The sequence below is a fragment of the Massilia putida genome (genome assembly GCF_001941825.1).
Taxonomy (GTDB): Bacteria; Pseudomonadota; Gammaproteobacteria; order Burkholderiales; family Burkholderiaceae_D; genus Telluria; species Telluria putida.
Map to the genome: position 1 here is coordinate 6,435,962 of NZ_CP019038.1, position 23,414 is coordinate 6,459,375.

Annotated in this window: 19 protein-coding genes and 1 pseudogene; 17 read left to right on the forward strand and 3 right to left on the reverse strand. The window is 66.1% G+C overall.

Annotated features, from left to right (window positions below; all coding sequences use genetic code 11):
- The first annotated feature begins 79 nt into the window (after window positions 1-79).
- The 16 genes and pseudogenes from BVG12_RS30950 (at window position 80) to BVG12_RS31025 (ending at window position 19,348) form a co-directional block, all read left to right on the forward strand.
- On the forward strand, window positions 80-1,369 hold the full coding sequence (locus BVG12_RS30950) for an acyl-CoA dehydrogenase family protein (protein WP_075795754.1): 1,290 nt from the start codon (window positions 80-82) through the stop codon (window positions 1,367-1,369).
- 2 nt (window positions 1,370-1,371) lie between these two features.
- Entirely contained in the window at window positions 1,372-2,007 is a 636-nt protein-coding gene (locus BVG12_RS30955) for a hypothetical protein (protein ID WP_075796669.1), read from the forward strand.
- Window positions 2,004-2,732, forward strand: a complete 729-nt coding sequence (locus BVG12_RS30960) for a hypothetical protein (RefSeq protein ID WP_075795755.1) — start codon at window positions 2,004-2,006, stop codon at window positions 2,730-2,732. The genes BVG12_RS30955 and BVG12_RS30960 overlap by 4 nt, the downstream gene beginning before the upstream one ends.
- A 107-nt stretch (window positions 2,733-2,839) precedes the next feature.
- Window positions 2,840-3,151 (forward strand): annotated as a pseudogene (locus BVG12_RS30965) (nitronate monooxygenase); the annotation flags it as partial.
- Window positions 3,152-3,322: 171 nt separating this feature from the next.
- The gene (locus BVG12_RS30970) at window positions 3,323-4,687 is read left to right on the forward strand and encodes a DUF1329 domain-containing protein (RefSeq protein ID WP_075795756.1); all 1,365 of its coding nucleotides are present in this window, start codon (window positions 3,323-3,325) and stop codon (window positions 4,685-4,687) included.
- A gap of 25 nt (window positions 4,688-4,712) precedes the next feature.
- A complete protein-coding gene (locus BVG12_RS30975; RefSeq protein ID WP_229503761.1) occupies window positions 4,713-6,626 on the forward strand; it encodes a DUF1302 domain-containing protein in 1,914 nt (637 codons plus the stop codon).
- Between the two features lies 1 nt (window position 6,627).
- Window positions 6,628-9,006 carry an efflux RND transporter permease subunit gene (locus BVG12_RS30980; RefSeq protein WP_075795757.1) on the forward strand — a complete coding sequence of 793 codons (2,379 nt, stop codon included), beginning with the start codon at window positions 6,628-6,630 and terminating at the stop codon, window positions 9,004-9,006.
- A gap of 10 nt (window positions 9,007-9,016) precedes the next feature.
- The gene (locus tag BVG12_RS30985) at window positions 9,017-9,964 is read left to right on the forward strand and encodes a WD40/YVTN/BNR-like repeat-containing protein (RefSeq protein WP_075795758.1); all 948 of its coding nucleotides are present in this window, start codon (window positions 9,017-9,019) and stop codon (window positions 9,962-9,964) included.
- A 27-nt stretch (window positions 9,965-9,991) separates the two neighbouring features.
- Complete coding sequence (locus BVG12_RS30990) at window positions 9,992-11,473, forward strand: flavin monoamine oxidase family protein (protein ID WP_075795759.1); 1,482 nt, start codon at window positions 9,992-9,994, stop codon at window positions 11,471-11,473.
- Between the two features lie 22 nt (window positions 11,474-11,495).
- Entirely contained in the window at window positions 11,496-12,965 is a 1,470-nt protein-coding gene (locus tag BVG12_RS30995) for a flavin monoamine oxidase family protein (protein WP_075795760.1), read from the forward strand.
- Window positions 12,962-13,681, forward strand: a complete 720-nt coding sequence (locus BVG12_RS31000; protein ID WP_083685547.1) for a c-type cytochrome — start codon at window positions 12,962-12,964, stop codon at window positions 13,679-13,681. The genes BVG12_RS30995 and BVG12_RS31000 overlap by 4 nt, the downstream gene beginning before the upstream one ends.
- A 54-nt stretch (window positions 13,682-13,735) precedes the next feature.
- Window positions 13,736-14,869, forward strand: a complete 1,134-nt coding sequence (locus BVG12_RS31005; RefSeq protein WP_075795761.1) for a saccharopine dehydrogenase family protein — start codon at window positions 13,736-13,738, stop codon at window positions 14,867-14,869.
- Window positions 14,870-14,881: 12 nt separating this feature from the next.
- Window positions 14,882-16,435, forward strand: a complete 1,554-nt coding sequence (locus BVG12_RS31010) for a class I adenylate-forming enzyme family protein (protein ID WP_075795762.1) — start codon at window positions 14,882-14,884, stop codon at window positions 16,433-16,435.
- Between the two features lie 54 nt (window positions 16,436-16,489).
- Window positions 16,490-17,731: a thiolase family protein gene (locus BVG12_RS31015; RefSeq protein WP_075795763.1), complete on the forward strand. Its 1,242-nt coding sequence runs from the start codon at window positions 16,490-16,492 to the stop codon at window positions 17,729-17,731.
- An 11-nt stretch (window positions 17,732-17,742) separates the two neighbouring features.
- A complete protein-coding gene (locus BVG12_RS31020; RefSeq protein WP_075795764.1) occupies window positions 17,743-19,086 on the forward strand; it encodes an NAD(P)/FAD-dependent oxidoreductase in 1,344 nt (447 codons plus the stop codon).
- A 4-nt stretch (window positions 19,087-19,090) separates the two neighbouring features.
- Window positions 19,091-19,348 (forward strand): hypothetical protein, encoded by a 258-nt coding sequence (locus tag BVG12_RS31025; RefSeq protein WP_075795765.1) that lies wholly within the window; start codon window positions 19,091-19,093, stop codon window positions 19,346-19,348.
- Window positions 19,349-19,504: 156 nt separating this feature from the next.
- Here the strand turns inward: BVG12_RS31025 and BVG12_RS31030 are convergent, their stop codons facing one another.
- Genes BVG12_RS31030 through BVG12_RS31040 form a run of 3 tightly spaced genes read right to left on the reverse strand, consistent with a single transcriptional unit; the run spans window position 19,505 to window position 22,424 of the window.
- A complete protein-coding gene (locus BVG12_RS31030; RefSeq protein ID WP_075795766.1) occupies window positions 19,505-20,959 on the reverse strand; it encodes an NAD(P)(+) transhydrogenase (Re/Si-specific) subunit beta in 1,455 nt (484 codons plus the stop codon).
- Window positions 20,956-21,270: a proton-translocating transhydrogenase family protein gene (locus BVG12_RS31035; protein ID WP_075795767.1), complete on the reverse strand. Its 315-nt coding sequence runs from the start codon at window positions 21,268-21,270 to the stop codon at window positions 20,956-20,958. The genes BVG12_RS31030 and BVG12_RS31035 overlap by 4 nt, the downstream gene beginning before the upstream one ends.
- A gap of 35 nt (window positions 21,271-21,305) precedes the next feature.
- Complete coding sequence (locus tag BVG12_RS31040) at window positions 21,306-22,424, reverse strand: Re/Si-specific NAD(P)(+) transhydrogenase subunit alpha (RefSeq protein WP_075795768.1); 1,119 nt, start codon at window positions 22,422-22,424, stop codon at window positions 21,306-21,308.
- A gap of 337 nt (window positions 22,425-22,761) precedes the next feature.
- Between BVG12_RS31040 and BVG12_RS31045 the strand changes: the two genes are divergently transcribed.
- On the forward strand, window positions 22,762-23,388 hold the full coding sequence (locus BVG12_RS31045) for a TetR/AcrR family transcriptional regulator (RefSeq protein ID WP_075795769.1): 627 nt from the start codon (window positions 22,762-22,764) through the stop codon (window positions 23,386-23,388).
- Window positions 23,389-23,414: the final 26 nt, after the last annotated feature.

Consider the following 23,414-nt stretch of genomic DNA (forward strand, 5'->3'; position numbering starts at 1 on the left):
ACTTCGGTAATATGTTCTAATATCAGGGCAGGGCGACCGGTACCGACAGCCGGCGGCCATACTTCGAAAGGAGACAACCATGATTCGTCTGTACAAGACCACGGCATTGCCGCTGGCGGGCCTGAGCGGCTTCGAGACCCCGCTCTCGGAAGAGGAAACCGCAATCCAAAACACGGTGCACCGCTTCGCGCGCGACGTGTTGCGCCCCGTCGGCCGCCAACTCGACGGCATGGCGCCGGAAGAGGTGATCGCGCCGGGCTCGCCATTCTGGTCCGCGATGTTCGAGAGCGCGAAACTCGGCCTCGATCCGCAGCTGATCGCCCAGTTTCCGCCGGAAATGGCGATCCGCATCGAATCGCTCATCGGCGAGGAACTCGGCTGGGGTGATCCGGGCCTGGCCATCTCGATCGGGGTCGCGACGGCGCCGCTGATGATGGCGCAGTCGCTCGGCAACCAGGAGCTGATCGACCTGTGCACGGGCAAGATCGGCTGCTGGATGAACACGCAGCCCGACCGCGGGTCCGACGCGGCGATCCTGTACCGCGAGGAACTGAGCGCCAGCGGCCGCCAGCCGGTCGGCAACGTCAGCGCGAAAGTGGGCGAGGACGAGATCGTCATCAACGGCCAGAGCTCGGCGTGGATCTCGAACGGCTCGGTGGCGCAGGTCGCGCTCGCGTACATGGCGGCGGATTACGGCGACGGTTTCTACGGCACCGGCGAAAACAGCGCATTCACCAACGGCATCGGCTTGATCATCCCGCTCGACCTGCCGGGCGTCTCGCGCGGCAAGCCGCTGGACAAGATCGGCCAGCGCGCCCTGCCGCAGGGCGAGATTTACTTCGACAACGTCCGGGTGCCGAAGCGCTTCGCCGTCGCGCTGCAGGACGAGTATCTCGGCAACCTGACGTCGATGTGGTCGTACGCCGGCACGCATATGTGCCAAGTGTTCGTGGGCGCCGCGCGCGCGGCGTTTGAACTGGCGCTGGCGTACTGCCACGAGCGCAAGCAGGGTGGGGCACTGCTGATCGAGCACCAGATGACGCAGCTGCGCCTGGGCGATATGCTGCGTCGCCTGGAGATGGCACGCGCGATCGCCCGCCGCAGCCTCGCGTACGCACGCATGTCGCCGCAGAGCCATCCGTTCGTGACGGCCCAGGCCAAGGTCAGCGTGACGGAAGAGGCGATGAAGATTACGCACGAGGCGATGCAGCTCCTGGGCGGCAACGCGACCACGCGTGAATTCCCGATCGAGAAGATGTTCCGCGACGTTCGTTCCGCACTGATCGAGGATGGCGAAAACTACGTCCTGACGTCGCGCCTGGGTGTGCTGGCTGGACGCCTGTACCAGAACGGCTGGACGCGGGAGTGATCATGGACGCCAAAACCATCATCCTCTGCAGCGCCACGGTCCTGCTGCTGGCGACCTCGCTGATCTACGGCCTCAAATTCCTCGGGCGGCGCAACTACCTGCTCGGCGTCGAGTGGCTCGTTGTGACCTTGTCGACGTCGAACCTGCTCGTCTACCTGCTGAGCGGCGCGCAGACCGCCTACAAGATCTCGTACTTCTGCGACGCGTTTTCGCGCGGATTCGGCATTCCCGTCATCGCCACGGCGGGCCTGATGGCGGTGACGCACCGCTACAAGCCGTCGACGTTCACGGACATCGTGTTCTTTGTCGGTGCCATCGCCGGGACGGCCGTGCTGGTGTCGGGTGGACTCGTCGCGAAACCGCTGCCGTACTTCTATGTGCTCATGTGGACCGCGTACTCGGTCTATCTCGCATACTTCGCCTGGCGCCTGATGCGCGCCGGGCAGACCGGCTACGCGCTGGGCGTGGTCGTCGCGCTGGTGCTCGGGGAGGCTGTCGCCTGGACCTACGACCTGTTCCAGTTCCCCCACGACGACGGCCGCCTGATGTTTTACACGTTCGCGCTGACGACCTGGTCGTACACGGTGGTGCAGCTGTATTACGCCTATGGCGCGCTGGAACGCGTGGAGGCCAAATGAGAGCCGCGCGTTTCACGGCCTGGACGGCCATCGTCGGCGGCCTGTTCGCGTACACGAACGTCGCCCTGGTATTGATGGCTACGGGCGGGAACACGGAGGCGATCCTGCACGGCGCCACCATGTTGGCCCTGCCGACAGGCACCCGCGACCTGTTCCGGTGGGGGATGTGCGCCGATATCGTTGGATTTTATTTGCCCGTCCTCGCTATCGGGGCGTATCTATGGCACCGCCAGCGCGAGCAGACCGGTGCCATGGGCGACATGGCGCTGCTGGCGATCCTTTTATACGCGGTGGTTGGCGTCGCGGGAGCATCGCTGCAGCTTGCGGCCCTGCATCCGCTGGCGCAGATGTACGCGGGCGGGAACGAGTCCGTCAGGGCCGCCGCTGACGCGGCGTGGACCGCCATTGCGCAGGGGAGTCAGCGTGGCCTGTGGTGGAGCGAAGGGCCCGTCGTGCTGTTCTGGGGCCTCGTCGTCGGTCCCCAGCTCGGCAAGGAGGAATGGGGCAGACCGCGCCTGTTCCTGCTGAAGGCGACCGGCTGGTGCTTCGGCCTGTTCTTCGTGTGCGGCATGTTCGACGCGCTGGCGCCCCTGATGAAGGCGATGCTAGTGATCGTCGTGCTGATCTTCCCGTTGTGGATGCTGTCGTTCGGCGGCCAGTTGCTGCGCCATGCGCGCTACCAATCCGCGCCGGGACAGGCAACGTTGACCGGGAAGGGGCTATAAGGCATGAAGACCGGAATCACGGAGCTCCTCGGCATCGAACATCCCATCGTTCAGGGCGGCATGCATCATGTCGGCCTGGCCGAGCTGGCGTCCGCCGTCTCCAATGCCTGGACACGCGCCTCGTCATGCGGCCGCTGCGCAATACCGAGCGCGTGTTGCGCAACGCTGCCGTCGACCGTCTGATCGAGAAGGAGCGTGCGCTGGGCAGTGCCATCCGCATCGAAGGCATCGCGGACGAGGTGGCCGGCGTGTACCCGCGCATCATGAAGGAGGGCGCCATGAACAGCGGCGCCTGGTCGTGCGGATTGGTGGCGGGGCTCATCCGCGACATCCCGACCGTGCGTGACCTCATCGACCGCGTCGTGCGCGAGGCGACGGCGATCATCTCGGGGCGCCTGCACGGCATGCTGGCGGCCTGACCCACCGCGCGCCCACGCGAGGCCGGATCCGACGTTCGTTCGGATCCGGCCTTTTTGTTTACCTCCCAAACATTACCGCGTCGTTGTTTTTCAATTTTCTGTTTGTATGTTTGACCTAAGTTTAGTAGAATGTCCTAAAAGAGCGACAACCTTCATCAACAGGAGACGAAGATGGACATCAAGACGATTTTTCTCGGTACGACGCTCGTACTCGGCGCGGCAGCCCACGCCGCGGTCGGCGAGCAGGAAGCGGCGAAGCTCGGCAAGGAGTTGACACCGGTGGGTGCCGAGCGCGCGGGCAACAAGGACGGGACGATTCCCGCCTGGACCGGCGGCGACATGAAGGCGCCGGCCGGCTGGAAGACGGGCGCGCCGCGCCCCGATCCGTACGCGGCCGACAAGCGCCTGTTCTCGATCGACGCGTCGAACGTCGACCGCTACAAGGACAAGCTGGCGCCTGGCCAGGTCGAGATGGTGAAGACGATCCCCGGCTACCGCATGGACGTCTACGCGACGCACCGCTCGTGCGGCTACCCGGAGTTCTTCTACGAGCGTACGAAGAAGAATGCATCGACCGCGAAGATGGCTGCCAACGGTCACGACATCGCCGAGGCCATCGGCGCCGCCGTGCCGTTCCCGATCCCCCACAGTGGCGCCGAGGCGGTCTGGAACCACAAGTTGAACTGGAAGGGCGAAGGCTTCACGTCGCATTACGCCGGCTACATCCCGCCCAAGGGCAGCGACAGCATCGGCGAGCCGATCGCGCAGGACGAATTCGAAACGTCGCCCATGTGGTCGCCGTCGAACAAGGGCATCGCCGACGCGCGCGGCATCGAATACCAGATGCTCAACGTGTTCACCGGCCCGCCGTCCATCGCCGGCGATGCGACGCTCGCGCAATACAACTTCTCCAAGCCGAACGACGTCTGGCTGTACTTCGCGAGCCAGCGCCGCGTGCGCCGCGCACCGACGTATCAGTACGACGCGCCGGTGCTGAACACCGAAAACCTGGAAATCGTCGACCAGTACCTGCAGTTCAACGGCCCGCTGGACCGCTACGACTGGAAGATCGCCGGCAAGAAGGAGGTCTACGTCCCGTACAACACTTATCGCCTGAATTCGCCGGCGAACAAGGTCGCGGACGTCGTCAAGCCGAAGTTCTTCAGCCGCGACCTGACCCGCTACGAGCTGCACCGCATGTGGGTTGTGGAAGCGACGCTCAAAGAAGGCATGCGCCACATGTTCCCCAAGCGGACCTTCTACATCGACGAAGACACGTGGACGATCCTCGTCGAGGACATGTACGACGCTCAGGGCAAGGTCTGGCGCACGTCCGAGATGGGACCGTACATGGCGTGGGAAGTGCCCGCGTGCGTGTGGGCGGCCAACAGCAGCTATGACCACGTCACGGGCCGCGTCCTGCTGGACCGCGTCCTCGCCGGCGGCAAGGAACCCGACTGGCTGGCCGCGCGTGAAGGCCGGCTGAAGGCGGGCACTTTCGAACCGGACGGCCTGCGCCGCGCGACGACGCGCTAATCACACGATAAAAGGGGATGCGGAGATGAAGACACGTGATGATGTGGAAGTGCGCCTGGTGCGCACTCTGGCCGCGACGGCCGTCCTGGGCGCGCTGGCGGCGGCGGGATCTGCCCGCGCCGCCGAGTGGCCGCTGGCCAGTGGCTGGTCGGTGAACCTGGATTCGACGGTGTCGTTCGGCCTGGCCGTGCGCACGTCGAAGACGGATTGCCGCAACGTCGGCAATGACAACGGCGGCTGCGTCGGCGATGCGGTGACGCCGCTGCAGGCGGCGTATCCGAATGCGTATTCGATGAACCTGGATACGCTGCGCCTGAACCAGGACCTGGGCAACCTGCACTACAAGAACGGGCAGGTCGTATCGGCCAACCTGCAGTACACGGCCGACCTGTTCGTGAAAGGCGAGGACGGCTGGAGCGGCCTGCTGCGCGGCGTCGTCAACCACGACTTCGCCATCGACCATACGAAGCGCGGCCCGCTCGATCCGGACGCGAAGCATTTCGCCGTCAGCAATCCGCGCTGGCTCGACGCCTATGTGACGAAGGAATTCGACCTCGGCGACCAGCAGGCGCGCGTCCGCGTCGGCAACCAGGTGCTGAGCTGGGGCGAGGACCTGTACATCACGGGCGGCGTGAACTCGATCAATCCGATCTACGTGCCGGCCGCGCACCAGCCGGGCACGCCGCTGAAGAATCTGTTCATCCCGGCACCGATGGTGTCGTTCAGCACCTCGCTCGCGCACGGCCTCGGCGTGGAAGCGTTCTACCAGTGGAAGTGGAACCGCTTCGAATTCGACGCGCCCGGCACGTTCTTCTCGACCAGTAACTTCCTCGGCAAGGGCGGACGCGGGATCTACCTGCCGACGTCCGTCCTGAACGCGGCCGTGGCGCCGTTCGGCCTGCCGCCGTTCCCGGCCGGGACGATCGGCAACACGGGCACGGTCATCACGGGACCGAATCCCGCCACCGGCCTGCCGTACGACCGGCGGCTAAGCTTCGGCGAGCTGGCGAATCCCGCGACCAACCCGGCCGGGGCAATCATCGGCGCGGGTACCGTCATCCCGCGCGCCGCCGACCGCACGCCGAGAAACGGCCAGGGCGGTATCGCACTGCGCTACCAGTTGCCCGACTCCGGCAATGAACTGGGCCTGTACTACACCCGCTACGACGACAAGGTGCCGTTCGTGAGCTATCAGGTGGTCGGCACCAATGCGAATCCGTTCGGCTGGGAGGCCGCGCTGGACTACGGCCGCAACCGCAACCTGTTCGGCGTGTCGTACAACTTCCAGGCCGGCGAATGGGCCATCGGCACCGAACTGTCGTTCCGTCCGCGCGACGGCGTGGCGATCGACCCGAGCTCCGTGATCGACCCGCGCAATGCCCATTACTGCAATGCGCTCACTGATTTCACGGCGGCGCCCGTCGGCACGTATTGCCGCGGCTGGGTCGACACGCAGCACTACCAGCTGCACATGACGGGCATCCACATCATGTCGCCCTCGGGTTCGTTCGGCGGCCTGCTGCGGCTGCTCGGCGCGAGCGAGGGCACGATCACGGCGGAGACGGCGGTCGCGCACTATCCGAAGTTGAGGCTGGACGGCAGCGTGCCGTACGCCGTCACGGCCGACTACAAGCTGCCGACCAAGACGTCGTGGGGCATGGTGGTCGCGAGTTCCGTGACGTATCCGAACGTGTTCGGCACGCGCGCGTCGGTGGCGCCCGACATCGCAATCTCGCAAGGCCTGTCCGGCGTGGCCGCGACGGCGTTGCCGGGCTTCGTCAAGGGGGCGGGTGCGGCGGTGCTCGGCGCGACGATCGACTTCAAGGTCAAGCCCGAGACGAAGCTGCGCGTGGACGTGACGCAGAACTGGGGCGGTGGGGCGAGCAATCTGCTGCGCGACCGTAATTTCATGACCATCAGCCTGACGTCGTCCTTCTAAAATGCTTGCGCACCTCATCCTCCGTCTCGAGCGCACCCTGTTTGGGCATCGCCTCGCATTCCTCCTCGTGCTGGCGGGCTTCACGGCCTTCATGGGGCTGAACGCGACGAAGCTCCAGCTCGAAGCCGGATTCGAAAAGCAGCTGCCGCAGGGCCACGAGTACATCCGGACGTTCGAGAAGTTCCGCACGCAGCTGTTCGGTGCCAACCGGCTGACCATCGCCGTCCACGCCCGCCACGGCGACATCTGGAACCCGGCCGCGCTCACGCAGGTGCTCAAGGTCACGGACGCCGTGACGTACCTGCCGGGCGTGGACCGCACGAGCGTGACGTCGCTGTGGACACCGAATGTGTTCTTCACCGAGATCACGGAAGACGGCTTCCGGGCCGAACCCGTGGCCGGCGGCGACATCGTGCCGGAGAAGCTGTCCGCGGACGTTATCGCGCAGATGCGCCAGCGGACGACGGCCGGCGGCCACGTCGGCACGCTCGTCGCGCGCGACCAGACGAGCGCCCTGATCACGGCGCAGCTGACCGACGTCGATCCGCGCACCGGCAAGAAGCTCGACTACATCGCGTTCAACCGGCTGCTCGAGGAAAAGATCCGGCGCCCGTTCGAGAACGATCAGGTCGAGGTCGAGATCATCGGCTTCGCCAAGCAGATCGGCGACATCGCCGACCGGTCGGATGAGGTGACGCACTTCTTCGCCATCGCCTTCCTGCTGACCGGCATCGCCGTGTACTGGTATTGCCGTTCGATCCGCCTGACCCTGCTGCCGCTCGCGTGCTCGCTCACGTCGCTCGTGTGGCAGTTCGGTACGCTGCACCTGCTGGGCTTCGGGCTCGATCCGCTCGCGATCCTCGTGCCGTTCCTCGTCTTCGCGATCGGCGTCTCGCACGGCATCCAGCAGATCAACTTCATCATCCGCGAAGTCGCGCAAGGCAAGGATTCGTTCGCCGCCGCGCGCCACAGCTTCACGGGCCTGTTGATCCCCGGTTCGCTGGCGCTCATCACGGCGCTCGTGAGCTTCGTGACGCTCGTGCTCATCCCGATCCCGATGATCCGCGAGCTGGCGATCACGGCGGCCATCGGCGTCGGCTACAAGATCCTCACGAACCTCATGATGCTGCCCGTCGCGGCCTCGTATTTCCGCTTCACGCCGGAGTATGCGCAGCGGGCGCTCGTGCGGCGCGAGAAGCAGGGCGCCTGGCTGGGCATCGTGGCCCGTATCGCCAAGCCGCGCAATGCCCTCGTCATGACCCTCATCGGCGCGACGGTGTTCGGCCTCGCGTTCTGGAAGAGCCAGGGCCGCCACATCGGCAGCCTGCAGGCCGGGGCGCCGGAGCTGCGCGCCGAGTCGCGCTACAACCGCGACGCCGCCGCCATCGTCGACCGCTTCGACGTGGGCCTGGACTGGCTGACCGTCGTGTTCGAGGCGACGCCGGAACGCCAGGGCGAAGTCTGCTCGCGCGCCGACGAGCTCCTGTTCATCGACGAATTCGCGTGGCACATGGAGGGCGTGCCGGGCGTCGTGTCGGCCGATTCGGCGGCCGGGCAGCTCAAGCTGTACAACGCGGGCCTCAACGAGGGCAACCCGAGGATGGCCACCGTGGCGCGCGATCCGCGCGGGCTCGGCTCGCAATTCCAGGGCGTGAACAACCGCATCGCCGGACTGGCGTCGAACGACTGCCGCGTGCAGGGCGTGAACCTGTACTTGCCGGACCACCGCGCGACGACGATCAAGAGCGTGATCACGGCAGTGAAGGACTACCGCGCCGCGAACCGGCTGGACGGCGTGAACGTCAGGCTCGCGAGCGGCAACGCGGGCGTGCAAGCGGCCACGAACGAGGTGCTGGAAGAGAGCGAGATGCCGATGATGCTGTACGTGTACGCGGCGATCCTCATTCTCGTGTTCCTCGTGTACCGCGACTGGCGCGCGATGATCGCCTGCTGCCTGCCGCTCACGGTGGCCACGTGGATCGGATACTGGTTCATGAAGGAATTCCAGATCGGCCTGACGGTGGCCACTCTGCCCGTGATGGTTCTCGCGGTCGGCATCGGCGTGGACTACGCCTTCTACATCTATAACCGCCTGCAGGTGCAGCTGGCGAACGGTCTGGATTTCACGCGTGCCCTCGAACTGGCGCTGACGGAAACGGGCCTGGCCACCGTGTTCACGGCCATCACGCTGTCGATCGGCGTCGCGACGTGGACGTTCTCCAGCTTGAAATTCCAGGCCGACATGGGGGCGCTGCTGACCTTCATGTTCATCGTGAACATGGTCATGGCCATCACCTTGCTGCCGGCCTTCGCAGCGGTGCTCGAGTGGCTGTTCCCGCGCCGCGGTCCGGTGCACATGCCGGCGATCCTGCACCACTGAGAGGTCAAACATGAAACTCATCCGATTCCTTCCGTTCGTCGCCCTGGTCTCGTGCGCTGCGGGCGCAACGACGGCGCAGCACTGGCCGACGATGACCGCATCCCAGCACGTCGCCAACGCGGTCCGCGCGCCGCTGCTGGCCGCCGCGCGCGTCGGTAACCGCATCGTCGCCGTCGGCGACCATGGCGTCGTGCTGCTGTCCGACGACGGCAAGACGTACCGGCAGGCGAAAACTGTCCCGGTCCGCTCGATGCTGACGTCCGTCCAGTTCCTCGACCCGCAGCACGGCTATGCGGCTGGCCACGACGGCGTCGTCCTCGGCACGCAGGACGGCGGCGAGACGTGGACGCTGCTGCGCGCCACGCCGGGCGAAGAGCAGCCCATCCTGTCGTTCCACTTCGACAGCCAGGAACACGGCATCGCCGTGGGCCTGTACGGGTGGGCGATCGAAACGCGGGACGGCGGCCGCACCTGGACCGAGCGCCACGTCGGCGCGGGCGAAGACGCCGACCGCCATCTGTTCCACGTGTTCGCGTCGCCCCACGGGACGCTGTTGATCGCGGGCGAGGCGGGGACCTTGTACCGCTCGGCCGATGGCGGCAAGACCTGGGACGGGATCTCCACCGGCAACAAGGGCTCCCTGTGGTACGGGACGGCGCTCGTCGACGGCACCTTGCTCGTCTGCGGCATGCGCGGCCACCTGTATCGCAGCAGCGATGACGGCCGCACATGGCAGGCCGTTCAATCAGGCACGACGCAGTCGCTGACCGGCATCGCGCAGATGGGGGACGGCAGCGTCGTCGTCGCCGGCATGGCCGGGACGGCATTGCGCAGTCTGGACGGCGGCAGGACGTTCACGCTCACGCAGCGCCCCGAGCGCGAACCCCTCACGGCGGTCATTGCTGCCGGCGTCCGGTCGCCCGTGCTGATGTCGATGGCGGGGCCGGTGGCGCACTGATTCATTCGAACGGGCAGGCAAAGCATCATGAAACACAAGAACTTGAAAGAACCGGGACCCGCGCTCACGCGGCGCGGCTTCCTCGGCGCGGCGGCTTCCGTCACGGCGGCGGCGGCCGTGCTGCCGACGGGCGCCAGCGGCGCGGCGACGGCGAAAGCGGACGGCGACGTGCTCGACGTCGCGATCATCGGCGCGGGTCTCGCCGGCCTGACGGCGGCGCGCGACCTGCGCCGCGCCGGCTGCGAATCGTTCGTCGTCCTGGAAGCGCGTGACCGCGTCGGCGGCCGCACGCTCAACCACGATCTCGGCAACGGCTATGTTTCCGAAGCGGGCGGTCAGTGGATCGGCCCCGGCCAGACGGCGATCCTGGACCTCGCGCGCGAACTCGGCGTCGGGACGTTCCCGACGTACTGGCAGGGCAAGCTCACGATCCTCGCGGACGGCAAGCGGGCCACGGTCGAAAGCGATGGCGGTTTCGGGACCGATCCTGTGCTGCGCCGCGAGCTGGAGGAGATGGCGAAGCTGGTGCCGTCGGGCGCGCCGTGGACGTCGCCGCGCGCCGCGGAGTTTGACGCGATGTCGCTGGCCGACTGGCTGGCGAAGAAGAACCTCGCGCCGGCCGACCAGTTCAACTGGGTGCTCGCGGCGACGCTGACGAGCGGCACGGCGCCGACCAAGATCTCGCTGCTGCACTACCTCGCGCTGATCAACTCGGCCGACTGCAATTACGAACGGCTCGAAGCCGTGAAGGGCGGTGCGCAGGAGACGCGCATCGCGGGCGGCTCGCAGATCCTGGCGACGAAGATGGCGCAGGCGCTGGGCGACAAGGTGCGTCTGGCCAGCCCCGTGCTGCGCATCGAGAACTGGACGGACGGCCCCGTCGCCATCCACACGCCGCGTGGCGTCGTCCGGGCGCGTTCCGTGATCGTCGCGCTGTCGCCGCCGCTGTGCAACCAGATCGCGTTCGAGCCGCCGCTGCCGGACAAGCGCCGCGAACTGCAGCGGCGCTGGCCCGCGAATGCGCCGATGCGCAAGACGGTGCACGTCTACAAGAAGGCGTTCTGGCGCGAGAAGGGCTTCAACGGCTGGGTGGTGCAGGCGCAGGGTCCGGTGCTGTGGGCGTTCGACAACTCGCCGGAAGACGTTTCGATCGGCGTCCTCACGGCGTTCGTGAACAACGGGATGCTGCCGACCGACCCCAAACAGGCCGAGGCCGAATTGTCGCGCATCTATGCCCAGGCGTTCGGCGACGAAGCGCTGCACCCGGTCGCCTACCACGACTACGACTGGGGCAAGGCCGACCGCTGGTCGCTCAGTTGCGCCTCGCCGGTCCCGCCCGGGTTCTATACCACCTATGGCGACGCGCTGCACCCGGCCGTCGGGCGCCTGATCTGGTCGGGCACGGAGACGGCGGACATCTGGGCGACGTCGATGGACGGCGCCGTGCGCTCGGGCCACAAGGCCGCACTGCAGGCGCTGCGCGATGTCGCGGCGCGCAAAACGGCATGAACTGATTTCTGAAGGTGACAACATGGACAAAGAAGACAATCGCAACGATGGGCCCGCGCTGACGCGCCGGGGCTTCCTGGGCATGGCGACGGCGGCGGCCGCGACGGCGGCGTTGCCGCGCGTGGCGGCGGCCGGCGCGGGCATCGATCCGGACGTGCTCGACATCGCGATCATCGGCGCCGGCCTGGCCGGCCTGACGGCGGCGCGCGACCTGCACCGCGCCGGCTGCGAATCGTTCGTCGTGCTGGAGGCGCGCGAGCGCGTGGGAGGGCGCACGCTCAACCACGATCTCGGCAAGGGCTATTTCACGGAAGCGGGCGGCCAATGGATCGGTCCGGGCCAGACGGCGGTCGCCGACCTGGCGCGCGAGCTCGGCGTCGGCACGTTCCCGACCTACTGGGAGGGCAAGACGACGTTCTTCGCTGGCGACGCGCATGCGACGGTCGCCCTCGACGGCGGCTTCGGCACCGACCGCAAGCTGACGAGCGAGCTCGAATCGATGGCGAAGCTCGTGCCGTCGGGTGCGCCCTGGACGTCGCCGCGCGCAGCGGAATTCGATGCGATGTCGCTCGGCGACTGGCTGTCGAAAAAGAATATCGCGCCGCAGGACCAGATCGGCTGGACGACGGGCTCCGTGCTCTCGGGCGGCAACGTGCCGTCGCGGCTGTCGCTGCTGCACTGGCTGTCGATGATCAATTCGGCCGACTGCATCTACGACCGTCTGGAATCGGTCAAGGATGCGGCACAGGGCACGCGCATCTCGGGCGGCTCGCAGATCCTGTCGATCAAGATGGCCGAGGCGTTGGGCGACAAGGTGCGGCTGTCGAGTCCCGTGCTGCGCGTCGAACACTGGCACGACGGTCCGGTCACGATCCACACGGCGAGAGGCGTGATTCGCGCGCGCCACGTGATCGTCGCGCTGTCGCCGCCGCTGTGCAACCAGATCGCGTTCGATCCCCCACTGCCCGAAAAACGTCGCGAGATGCAGCGGCGCTGGCCCGCCGTCGCGCCGGCGCGCAAGACGGCGCACGTCTACAAGAAGACGTTCTGGCGCGACAAGGGCTTGAACGGCTGGATGATTCAGGCGAAGGGCCCGATTCTCTGGGCTTACGACAATTCGCCGGAAGACGCGTCGTTCGGCGTGATCAACGCGTTCGTCGCCAACGGCCACCTGCCGTCCGACCACGACGCTGCGGGCAAGGAGTTGGCGCGCATCTATGCGGAGGCTCTGGGCGAGGAAGCGCTGCATCCCGTCGCCTACTACGACCACGACTGGGGCAAGGCCGACCGCTGGACGCTGACGTGCGTGTCGGCCATTCCGCCCGGCTTCTATATGAAATACGGGGAGGCGCTGCACCCGCCCGTCGGCCGGCTGATCTGGTCGGGCACGGAAACGGCCGATATCTGGGCCGGCTATATGGATGGCGCCGTGCGCTCGGGCCACAAGGCGGCGCTGCAGGCGCTGCAAGCAATGAATGCAAGGAGAGCATGATGAGTACGACAACGACACCGCGCAAGCCGGACATGGCGGCCGGCGCACGCAAGCCGCGCAGCCGCGCCAAGCGGATCTTCGCCTGGTCGGGCGGCCTGCTGCTGGCGGCCGCCGTGGTCGCCGGCGCGATCTACGGACCGCAATTCGTCGGCCTGTACCAGGTCGGCAAGCAGATCGACACGATCGCGGAAGACAACGCCCGCACCGGCGGCCCGTGGCCGCGCGCGACCGACGCGTGCGTCTACTGCCACGGTTACGACGGCAACGCGCGAGCGCAGACCTATCCGCGCCTCGCGGGCCAATCGAAGGACTACCTCAAGAAGCAGCTCGAGGGCTTCGCCGCAGGTACGCGCAGTGACCCGACCATGACGCCGCTGGCGCTGGGCATGTCGGAACAGGAGATCGATGCCTTCGCGGCGCATTTCTCGAAGATGGTCCCGCAGCCCAATGTGACCTTCCACGCCGATCATGCAGGCGCGGTGCGCGGCGAGGCGCTGGTCACCTCGAGCAGCTGCACGTCCTGCCACGGCCAGAAGCTGGAAGGCAATGGCGGCTTTCCACGCCTGGCGGGACAGGGCTACGACTACGTGCGCGACCAGCTGATGCGCTTCAAGGACGGCACGCGCCACGATCCGTCGGGCGCGATGACGGCCGTCGCCGGCCAGCTGTCGCAGCAGAACATCGACGACCTCGCGCAGTACATCGCCAGCAAATAACCCAGCAACACCGCAGTACGTATCCACCAAAACTTTTATTTCAAGGAGACTCTCATGGCTAAGCATCCTGTCGTCGTCTACGGCGCAAGCGGTTACACCGGCATGTTGATCATGGACTGGCTGATCGATCAGAACATCCCTTTCACGGCCGTGTCGCGCAATGCGAAGCGGACGAAGGAAATGATGGAGCAGCGCGTCGTGCGCCTCGAATCGGCGCAGTACGAAATCATTGAAGCGGAGCACAACGTCGAATCGCTGACGAATGCTTTCCGCGGCGCGAAGGTCGTGTGCAATACCGTCGGACCGTTCAGCAATTTCGGGCTCGTCGCCGTCGAAGCGGCGCTGAAGGCAGGTTGCCATCATCTCGATCCGGCTGGCGAGCAGGCTTACATCCGCCAGGTGCGCGACGAGTTCGGCGAGCAGTACCGCCAGGCCGGCCTGCTGGTGTCGTCGTCGAACGCCTATATGTACACGTATTCCGAAATCGCCGCCGAGCTGGCGCTCGAGACGCCCGGCGTGGACTCGCTGCAGACGGCGGCGCTGTGCCGTGGCGCGCGCGGCGCCGGCGCTGGCGTGAGCGTCGGCTCGACGGCGACGATCTTCGAAGGCTATCGCCAGGAATCGTTCTACCTGTGGGAAAAGCAGCTGATGGCGCATGCGCCCGATGCGTCGTTCGACATCGTCGACCCGTCGTTCACGCAACCCGTGTTCAGCCTCCCATGGGGCGGCACGTCGCTGCCCATCTACTTCGAACACGATGCGCGTGTGCGCAGCTGCATTTCCAGCGTGGGCTTCTACGACAACGACGCGATGCGGATGGTGCATGCGCTCGGCAAGAAATGGGAGGCGGAATACAAGCACCTGCCGCGCGAACAGCAGGACGCGGTATTGAAGCAGATCGTCGATTCCACGACGCCTTCGATGCCGCCGCGCGAGCGCACGACACTGCACCGCACCGTCGATTTCGCGATCGGCCGCGGCCAGCTGGCCGCCGTGCGCGCGACCGTGCACGGCATCACGCCTTACATCGCGACGGGCGCGATCCACGCGGCCGCCGTCCTCAAGCTGCTGGACGGCGACACCGCGAAGGTCGGCTTCGCATCCGGCTCGAAAGCGTTCGGCCACCGCTACCTGCTCGGCTTCCTCGAGCAGCGCGGCCTCGCCCGCGCGACGGTGACCCAGCTGTAAGAGGAACCCGGAATGGCTATCATCGATTTCTTCGACCGCGGCTGGCGCATCAACCCGCGCGGCACCGCCTACATCCAGGACGAGCGCAATTTCTCGTTCCAGGACGTCGGCGAGCTGTCGTGCCGGATCGCCAACGCGCTGATCGACACCGGCTTCGGTAAAGGCGCCAACGGCGCGGTCTGGGCCGACAACGACGTCGGCGCCTGGACCTGCACCTTGGGACTGTGGCGGGCCGGGATGGCGTACATTCCCGTCAACGGCCGCAACGTTCCCGAGGAAAACGAGTTCATCCTCGATTCCTTCGACTGCGAGGTCGTGTTCTTCCAGCAGGCGTTCGCCGGCATCATCAACGAGCTGCGCCCGCGCCTGCCGAAGGTAAGGCGCTGGGTGTGCATCGACGCGGACCTGCCGTGGGCGCCGTCGCTGAGGGAATGGAGCGACGGCCAGTCCACGGAAGCGCCGCGCGTGGCCATCGCGATGGACGACGTCGTGACCTTGTCGGCGACGGGCGGCACGACCGGCATGCCCAAGGGCGTGATGAACACGCACCGCTCGCTGCAGACGTATTTCGCGCAATTCATGATGGCGCATCCGTACCAGGGCGCGCGCCCTGTGAATCTCGCGGCGGCCCCGATGACGCACACGGCCGGCATGCTGTCGCTGCCGTGCACGGCGCAGGGCGGGACGGTGGTCGTGGTCACGAAGCCCGATCCCGCGTCGGTGTTCGGCGCCATCGTCAAGCATCGGGTCACGGAGCTGTTCCTGCCGCCGACCGTGATCTACCGCCTGCTGGACGTGCCGGGCCTCGACAAGCTGGATCTGTCGTCGCTCAAATACTTCCTGTACGGCGCGGCGCCGATGTCGGTCGAGAAGCTCAAGCGCGCGATCGAGGTGTTCGGCCCCGTGATGGCGGGCGGTTACGGCCAGACAGAAGCGCCGGCGTCGATCGCCTACCTGCCGCCGGCCGAGCACTTCGTCGACGGCAAGCTGGCGCCGGACGCGCGACTGTCGTCGGTCGGACGTCCGAATCCGCTGATCCGCGTCGAGATCATGAACGAGCGTAACGAGATCCTGGCGCAGGGCGAGACCGGCGAGATCTGCGTGCGTGGCGACCTCGTGATGAAGGGCTACTACAAGGCCCCGGAAAAGACGGCGGAGACGATCGTCGACGGCTGGCTGCACACGGGCGACATCGGCCACATCGATGCCGAGGGCTACCTGCACATCACGGACCGCAAGAAGGACATGATCATCAGCGGCGGCTTCAACGTCTATCCGAGCGAGGTCGAGCAGGTGATCTGGGCGCACCCGGCTGTGCAGGACTGCGCAGTCATCGGCGTGCCGGACGAGCAGTGGGGCGAGGCGGTGAAGGCCGTCGTCGAACTCAATGCGGGTCAGAGCGTCAGCGTCGAGGAGCTCGTCGCACTGTGCAAGCAGAAGCTCGGCTCCGTCAAGGCGCCGAAGACCGTGGACTTCGTGGCCGCGCTCCCGCGCAGCCCCGTCGGCAAGGTGCTCAAGAAGGACTTGCGCGAGCAGTACTGGAAGGGCGTCGAGCGCCGGATCTGAGGCGCTGTTCAATGTGGCCGGCCTGTCGGGCCGGCCATTCACCTGGAAGACATCATGAGTAACATATATATTGCCGGCATCGCCATGACGGTGTTCGGCCGGCAAGTCGAGCGCAGTGTCGAGGATCTCGCGGGCGAAGCACTGAACGGCGCGTTGCTCGACGCCGGCTGCGCCGCGGCCGACATCGGCGCGGCGTTCTACGCAGGCATCACCAACGGGGCGCTGCAGGGACAATTGTCGATTCCGGGCCAGGTCGTGTTCAGCAAGATCGGCATCGAAGGCATCCCGGTGTTCAACGTCGAAAACGCATGTGCCTCCGGCAGCACGGCGGTACACCTGGCCGTGCAGCACTTGAAGGCCGGCGCCTGCGACGTCGCGCTGGCGCTGGGCGCGGAAAAGATGAACGTGCCCGACAAGGCGAAGTCGCTGGCGTTGTTCGAAGCGGGATGGGACGTGGCCCGCGTCGACGAGAATTTCGCGACCCTCGCTGCGCTGGGCGACGGCGTCGTGCCGCCGGCCGGCTCGGAATCCGACCGGCCGTACAGCCGCTTCATGAAGATCTACGCGGCGATGTGCCGCTACCACATGAAGACGTACGGCACCACGCAGCGTCAGATCGCGGCTGTCTCGGCCAAGAACCACCAGCACTCTGTGCACAACCCGCATTCGCAATACCGCAAGCCGTTCACCATCGACGAGGTGCTGGCCGCGCCGCCGATCACGTATCCGATCACCTTGCCGATGTGCGCGCCCGTCACCGACGGCGCCGCCGCTGCGATCCTCTGTACCGAGGAAGGCTTGCGCCGCCTTGGCATCCCGCGCAGCCGCTGCGTGCGCATCGCGGCCAGCGTAATCCGCAGCTTCACGCACCGCCCGGTCGATGCGCCGGAGAAAAGCATCGGTCATCTCGCCGCGTTGCAGGCGTATGCGCAGGCCGGCCTGGGGCCCGGCGACATCGACGTGGCCGAGGTGCATGACGCGTCCGCGATGGGGGAAATCATCCAGGCCGAGAACTTGGCACTGGTACCGTTCGGCCAGGGCGGCCCGGCTGCCGAGAGGGGCGAGTTCACGCTGGGCGGGCGCATCCCGATCAACACGTCCGGCGGTCTCGAATCCAAGGGCCACCCGCTGGGCGCGACCGGCATCGGACAGCTCTACGAACTGGTCACGCAATTGCGCGGCGAAGCGGGCTCGCGGCAGGTGCAGGGCGCCCGTCACGCGATCCAGGAAAACGGCGGTGGTCTGCAGGGCGTCGAAGAGGCAGCCCTCGCCATCCATATCTTGAGCCGCGACTGAAGGAGAACGGTATGGCCAGCAACACTGCAACGAAGTTCCGCTCGATCGGCGGCTGGATCGAACGGCCGGCGCACCCGCAGCCCACGCTCCATGGTCACGTCAGCGCGGACGTGATCGTCGTCGGCGCCGGCTTCGCGGGACTGAACACCGCACTGGAGCTGAGGGCGCGCGGCGCGTCCGTGATCGTGCTCGAACGCGACTTCGCCGGCTTCGGCGCGAGCGGGCGCAACGCCGGCTACCTCGGCGGCAGCATGGCGGTCGAATTCGAGATGTTCGCCAAGCGCGTCGGGCACGAACAGGCGCGCAAGATCGTCCGCTTCTACGACGCGGGCGTCGATTACGTGGAAGGCAAGCTTGCTGAATACGGCATCGACTGCGACTACAACCCGTCGGGCATCATCCGCGCAGGCGTTCATCCGGCGCACGAAAAGAAGCTGCGCAAGGACATGGCGACCGGCCTCGAACTCGGCTCCGTGACGCGCTTCCTGGACCACGCCGACATGCGTGCACGCGGCATTCCGCCGGCGTTCCTGTTCGGGTACTACACAGAACGCGGGGGCACGCTGGACCCCGGCAAATACGTGACGGGATTGCGGCGCGCAGCCCTCGACGCCGGCGTCCAGATCTACGAAAACACGGCGCTGCGATCGTACACCGAAGGCAGCACCGTGCGCGCCGAGACGGCGCAGGGCAGTGCGAGCGCGCCGTTCCTCGTGCTGGCCACGAATGCGTACACGCCGCAACTGGGCCTGCTGGGGAACAAGGTGATGCCGCTGCGGGTGTCGGCCATCGAGACCGAACCGTTGTCGCCGGCGCAGCTGGCGGCGCTGGGCTGGCCGGGGCGGGAAGGCATCATGACGCCGCACTGGGTCATGGAAAGCCATCGCCTCACCGCGCGCAACACGCTCGTGATCACGACGAAGCGGATCGACTATGTCTACGGTTCACAGACGCCGAACGTACCGGATGACAGCGCATACCAGGCGCTGGCAACGGCGCTGCGCGACCGTTTCCCGATGTTGCAGGGGCTGGGCATCCGCTCGTGCTGGAGCGGCTACATCAGCATGGCTTACGATGCGCTGCCGGTGGTCGGGGAGTCCGGGGAGTTTCGCAACATCTTGTATTCGGCCGGATGCACCGGGCACGGCGTTGCCACGCAATCGATGATGGGCCAGATGCTGGCCGACTGGATCACCGGCACGGCGCATCCGCACTTGGCCGCGCTGGACCACAAGACGCCATCGACCTTACCGGAGCCGTTGCAGTGGTGCGCCGTCAAAGGGACGCTGGCGCTGACCAACATGCTCGACGAAGCGTTGAACCGCAAAGTTCGCCGCATGGGCGACGAGGCGTGACCCGATGCGTGTACTGAAGCTCTCGTGCCTCGTGTTGTACCGATTCGCCTTGGCGGCGCAGGCGGGGGTGTGGACGGGCGACGCGGCGCTCGCCATCCGCAACACCGCGCTCGTGATCCTGGCGGCACATGCCGTCGAGGCGGGCGTGGCCTTCAATTACGTCCGGCGCTATCGGGGTTCGCTTGCGGTGAGCATGTTTCTGACGCTGCTGTTCGGACTGTTGCACATCGTGCCGCTTGCGCGGCAATCGTCCAGCACCTGATTCACAGGTGTTATCTCCATCCATCCACGCAATGGATGGTTTTGCCCGGCGGGTTTGAATCCGCCGGGTTTTTTACGTCTGCACCGCGCCTGGAAATAAAAAACGCTGCTGACGCATCGGCGGCAGCAGCGCTGGAGAGGTCGGCGGCGATGATGCTCAGTCCACCGCCTTCACCATATCCTCAATGACCTTCTTGGCATCCCCGAACACCATCATCGTGTTCGGCTGATAGAACAGATCGTTGTCCAACCCGGCATACCCCGACGCCATCGACCGCTTGTTGACGATGATGCTCTTGGCTTTATAGGCCTCGAGAATCGGCATGCCCGCGATCGGCGATTTCGGGTCCTTGGCCGCCGGGTTCACGACGTCGTTCGCGCCCAGCACCAGCACGACATCCGTCTGGCCGAACTCCGCGTTGATGTCTTCCATCTCGAACACCTGGTCGTACGGCACCTCGGCTTCGGCCAGCAGCACGTTCATGTGGCCCGGCATGCGGCCCGCCACCGGGTGGATCGCGTACCGCACCGCCACGCCCTTGTGGGTCAGCTTTTCCACCAGTTCCTTCAGGGAGTGCTGGGCGCGCGCCACCGCCAGGCCGTAGCCCGGCACGATGATCACGGATTCCGCGTTGCTCATGATGAAAGTCGCATCGTCGGCCGAGCCGGATTTGACGGGCCGCTGCGCCTGTTCGCCCGCCGCCGTCGTACCTACATCGCCGCCGAAGCCGCCCAGGATCACGTTGAAGAACGAGCGGTTCATCGCCTTACACATGATGTACGACAGGATCGCACCCGACGACCCGACGAGCGAACCCGCGATGATCAGCATCGCGTTATTCAGCGAGAAGCCGATGCCCGCCGCGGCCCAGCCGGAATACGAGTTCAACATCGACACGACGACCGGCATGTCCGCGCCGCCAATCGGGATGATGATTAACACGCCGAGCAGGAACGACAGCGCCGTCATGACGATGTACGGCATCCAGGCCGTCGCGGCGCCGTCGTCGAAGCAGAACACGAGGCCCAGCGCGACGATGGCGACGGCGATCGCGAGGTTCACCATATGCTGGCCGGCGAAGCGCACGGGAGCGCCCTGGAACAGGCGGAACTTGTATTTACCGGACAGTTTTCCGAAGGCGATGACGGAACCGGAGAACGTGACGGCGCCGACGAACGTGCCGATGAAGAGTTCGATGCGGTTGCCGAAGGGGAGGGGCTGGCCCTGCTCGGCGATGCGGAAGGCCCACGGCTCCGACACGGCGGCCACCGCGATGCACACGGCGGCCAGGCCGATCAGCGAGTGCATGGCGGCCACCAGTTCCGGCATCTTGGTCATCTCGACCTTGCGGGCCGCGACCGCGCCGATGCCGCCGCCGACGACGGTCCCCAGCAGGACGAGGCCGAAGCCGAACGACCCGGTGGCCATCATCGCCTGCAGCTTGACGATCAGGGCGACGGTGGTGAGCGCAGCGATCGCCATGCCCGCCATGCCGAACGCGTTGCCCATGCGCGCGCTCGCGGGCGAGGACAGGCCTTTCAACGCCTGGATGAAGCAGATCGAGGCCATCAGGTAGAGCAGCGTGACGAGGTTCATGGAAATGGCGTTCATGCGCGGCCTCCCGCTTTCGCCTTACCGTCTTTCTTCTTGAACATCTCCAACATGCGCTGCGTGACGAGGAAGCCGCCGAACACGTTGACGGCGGCAAGCAGAACCGCGATCGTGCCCGCGACCTGGCCGACGACGCCGGTGGTCAGCGCGGCGGCCAGCATGGCGCCGACGATGATGATGGCGGAGACGGCGTTGGTGACGGCCATCAGCGGCGTGTGCAGGGCCGGCGTGACGGTCCAGACGACGTGGTAGCCGACGTACACGGCCAGCACGAAGATGATGAGGTTGATGATGGTATGACTGACTTCCATACGGACTCCCTGGTTTGTTATGGGTGCGATGCGCATCACGCGCTCTTGCGCAGGACTTCGGCGCCGGCGCAGACGAGTGTGGCGCGGATGATTTCGTCCTCGCGGTCGATGGCGAGCTTGCCTTCCTTGTCGATGATCAGCTTGAGGAAGTCCAGCACGTTGCGGGCGTACAGGGCCGACGCATCGGCCGGGACGAGCGTGGCCAGGTCGGGCTGGCCGATGATGTGCACGCCGTGCCGCACGACAGTCTTGTCCATTTCGGAAAGCGGGCAGTTGCCGCCCTGCGCGACGGCGAGGTCGACGATCACCGAGCCGGGCTTCATGGCCTTGACGGTCTCCTCGCCGATCAGCACCGGCGCCCGGCGGCCCGGAATCAGCGCGGTGGTGATGACGATGTCGGCCAGCTTGGCGCGCTCGTGCACGAGCTCCGCCTGGCGCCGCATCCAGTCCGCCGGCATCGCGCGCGCATAGCCGCCGGTGCCGGCCGCGATCTCGCGTTCCTCGTCGGTGAGGTAGGGCACGTCGATGAATTTGGCGCCGAGCGATTCGACCTGTTCCTTGACGGGCGGGCGCACGTCCGACGCCTCGATCACGGCGCCCAGGCGCTTGGCGGTGGCGATCGCCTGAAGGCCGGCCACGCCCACGCCCATGATCAGCACGCGGGCGGCCTTGACCGTGCCGGCGGCCGTCATCAGCATCGGCATGAAGCGGCCGTAGACGTTGGCGGCCATGATGACGGCCTTGTAGCCGGCGATGTTCGCCTGCGACGACAGCACGTCCATCGATTGCGCCCGCGTGATGCGCGGCACGGCTTCCAGCGCGAAGGCCCACAGGCCGGCGCTGGCCATGGCGGCCAGGTTCGCGGTGTCGAACGGATCGAGCATGCCGATCAGGACGGCGTCGCGCTTCATCAGCGCGCGTTCCGCGCCGTCCGGTGCGCGCACCTTGAGGACGATGTCGGCGCCGAAGGCGTCAGGCGCAGTGCCCATGACGGCGCCGGCGGCGGTGTAGGCCTCGTCCGCGATCGAGGCCCGCAGGCCCGCGCCCGACTGGACGATCACCTGATGGTTGGCCGCCAGCTTTTTTACGGTCTCGGGTGTGGCGGCGACCCGTGTCTCGCCCGGACGTGATTCGGCCGGTATTCCTATTTTCATAAAGACTCCAATGTCGTAGCAAGTGAAATGATGTGGCAGTGCTCACGCAACGATGATAAGGGAACGGTCGTGCTTAATTTCTATCTTATATAAGACATAAAACATAAAATTTATTCCCAACAATCAAGGATTTAGCTGCAGCATCTCAAGATGCGGGATCGGATTTTGCGAAATGGAATCGGATGGCGCCCCGGGGCGCCGGCGAGATTTTGTGATGTGAAACGCGGTTCGGCGGTGTGAAATGAAATGCTGGCGTGGATGCGCTGTTCGTTGTTATGTTGTCCTATAATTGCACGGACACCGAAGGACGACGACATGCTGTCCAGCGAAAGGAACGATGACAGCCTCCAGTAACCAGCGCGGCCGCCTGCGGCCCCAGGGCGTGCGGACCCGGAACGCCATCGTCAAGATGGCACGCGCGTTGCTGCTCGAAGGCGGCAGCCTCGAATTCACGCTGCGGGAAATCGCGCTGCGCGCCGGGATCAGCATCAGCAATCTGCAGTATTACTTTCCGACGCGGCTCGCCGTGCTGCGGGCCGTGCTCGAACCCGTGATCGAGGCCTATATGCGTGACCTGCGGCGTGCCGTGGACGAAGGAACCGCGCCACGGGACAAGCTGTCCGTGCTCATGGCAAGGGCGTTGCAGGACACGAAGAACGTGGAAAGCTCCGCGCTGTGGTGCCATTTCGTGTCGCTGGTCGCCATCGACCGGGACACCGCGCAGCTGCTGGACGAGTGGTACGCGACACTGTCGCGCGAGATCGCCGTTCTGGTGCGCGCCGTCAATCCAGCGTTCACGTCCGCCGAGGGCAGGGAGATTGCCACGTTGCTCATCGCGATGGTCGACGGCCTCATCGTGCGGACCGGCACCGGCAAGCGTCAGGGCAAGGATCCGAACGCGCTGGACGCGATATTCCTCGCGACGGTCGGTTGCCTGCTCGATGGCCACATCGGCCGGTCCTGAGCCGGACGAAAAATATGTTTATTAGA

Bases quoted from the DNA above. Each gene is read 5' to 3' on its own strand.
- BVG12_RS31020 (WP_075795764.1), top strand. From the start codon at position 17,743: ATGGCCAGCAACACTGCAACGAAGTTCCGCTCGATCGGCGGCTGGATC.
- BVG12_RS30950 (WP_075795754.1), top strand. From the start codon at position 80: ATGATTCGTCTGTACAAGACCACGGCATTGCCGCTGGCGGGCCTGAGC.
- BVG12_RS30990 (WP_075795759.1), top strand. From the start codon at position 9,992: ATGAAACACAAGAACTTGAAAGAACCGGGACCCGCGCTCACGCGGCGC.
- BVG12_RS30955 (WP_075796669.1), top strand. From the start codon at position 1,372: ATGGACGCCAAAACCATCATCCTCTGCAGCGCCACGGTCCTGCTGCTG.
- BVG12_RS31035 (WP_075795767.1), bottom strand. From the start codon at position 21,270: ATGGAAGTCAGTCATACCATCATCAACCTCATCATCTTCGTGCTGGCC.
- BVG12_RS31010 (WP_075795762.1), top strand. From the start codon at position 14,882: ATGGCTATCATCGATTTCTTCGACCGCGGCTGGCGCATCAACCCGCGC.
- BVG12_RS30980 (WP_075795757.1), top strand. From the start codon at position 6,628: ATGCTTGCGCACCTCATCCTCCGTCTCGAGCGCACCCTGTTTGGGCAT.
- BVG12_RS31000 (WP_083685547.1), top strand. From the start codon at position 12,962: ATGATGAGTACGACAACGACACCGCGCAAGCCGGACATGGCGGCCGGC.
- BVG12_RS30970 (WP_075795756.1), top strand. From the start codon at position 3,323: ATGGACATCAAGACGATTTTTCTCGGTACGACGCTCGTACTCGGCGCG.
- BVG12_RS30985 (WP_075795758.1), top strand. From the start codon at position 9,017: ATGAAACTCATCCGATTCCTTCCGTTCGTCGCCCTGGTCTCGTGCGCT.
- BVG12_RS31005 (WP_075795761.1), top strand. From the start codon at position 13,736: ATGGCTAAGCATCCTGTCGTCGTCTACGGCGCAAGCGGTTACACCGGC.
- BVG12_RS31025 (WP_075795765.1), top strand. From the start codon at position 19,091: ATGCGTGTACTGAAGCTCTCGTGCCTCGTGTTGTACCGATTCGCCTTG.
- BVG12_RS30960 (WP_075795755.1), top strand. From the start codon at position 2,004: ATGAGAGCCGCGCGTTTCACGGCCTGGACGGCCATCGTCGGCGGCCTG.
- BVG12_RS30975 (WP_229503761.1), top strand. From the start codon at position 4,713: ATGAAGACACGTGATGATGTGGAAGTGCGCCTGGTGCGCACTCTGGCC.
- BVG12_RS30995 (WP_075795760.1), top strand. From the start codon at position 11,496: ATGGACAAAGAAGACAATCGCAACGATGGGCCCGCGCTGACGCGCCGG.
- BVG12_RS31045 (WP_075795769.1), top strand. From the start codon at position 22,762: ATGACAGCCTCCAGTAACCAGCGCGGCCGCCTGCGGCCCCAGGGCGTG.
- BVG12_RS31015 (WP_075795763.1), top strand. From the start codon at position 16,490: ATGAGTAACATATATATTGCCGGCATCGCCATGACGGTGTTCGGCCGG.
- BVG12_RS31030 (WP_075795766.1), bottom strand. From the start codon at position 20,959: ATGAACGCCATTTCCATGAACCTCGTCACGCTGCTCTACCTGATGGCC.
- BVG12_RS31040 (WP_075795768.1), bottom strand. From the start codon at position 22,424: ATGAAAATAGGAATACCGGCCGAATCACGTCCGGGCGAGACACGGGTC.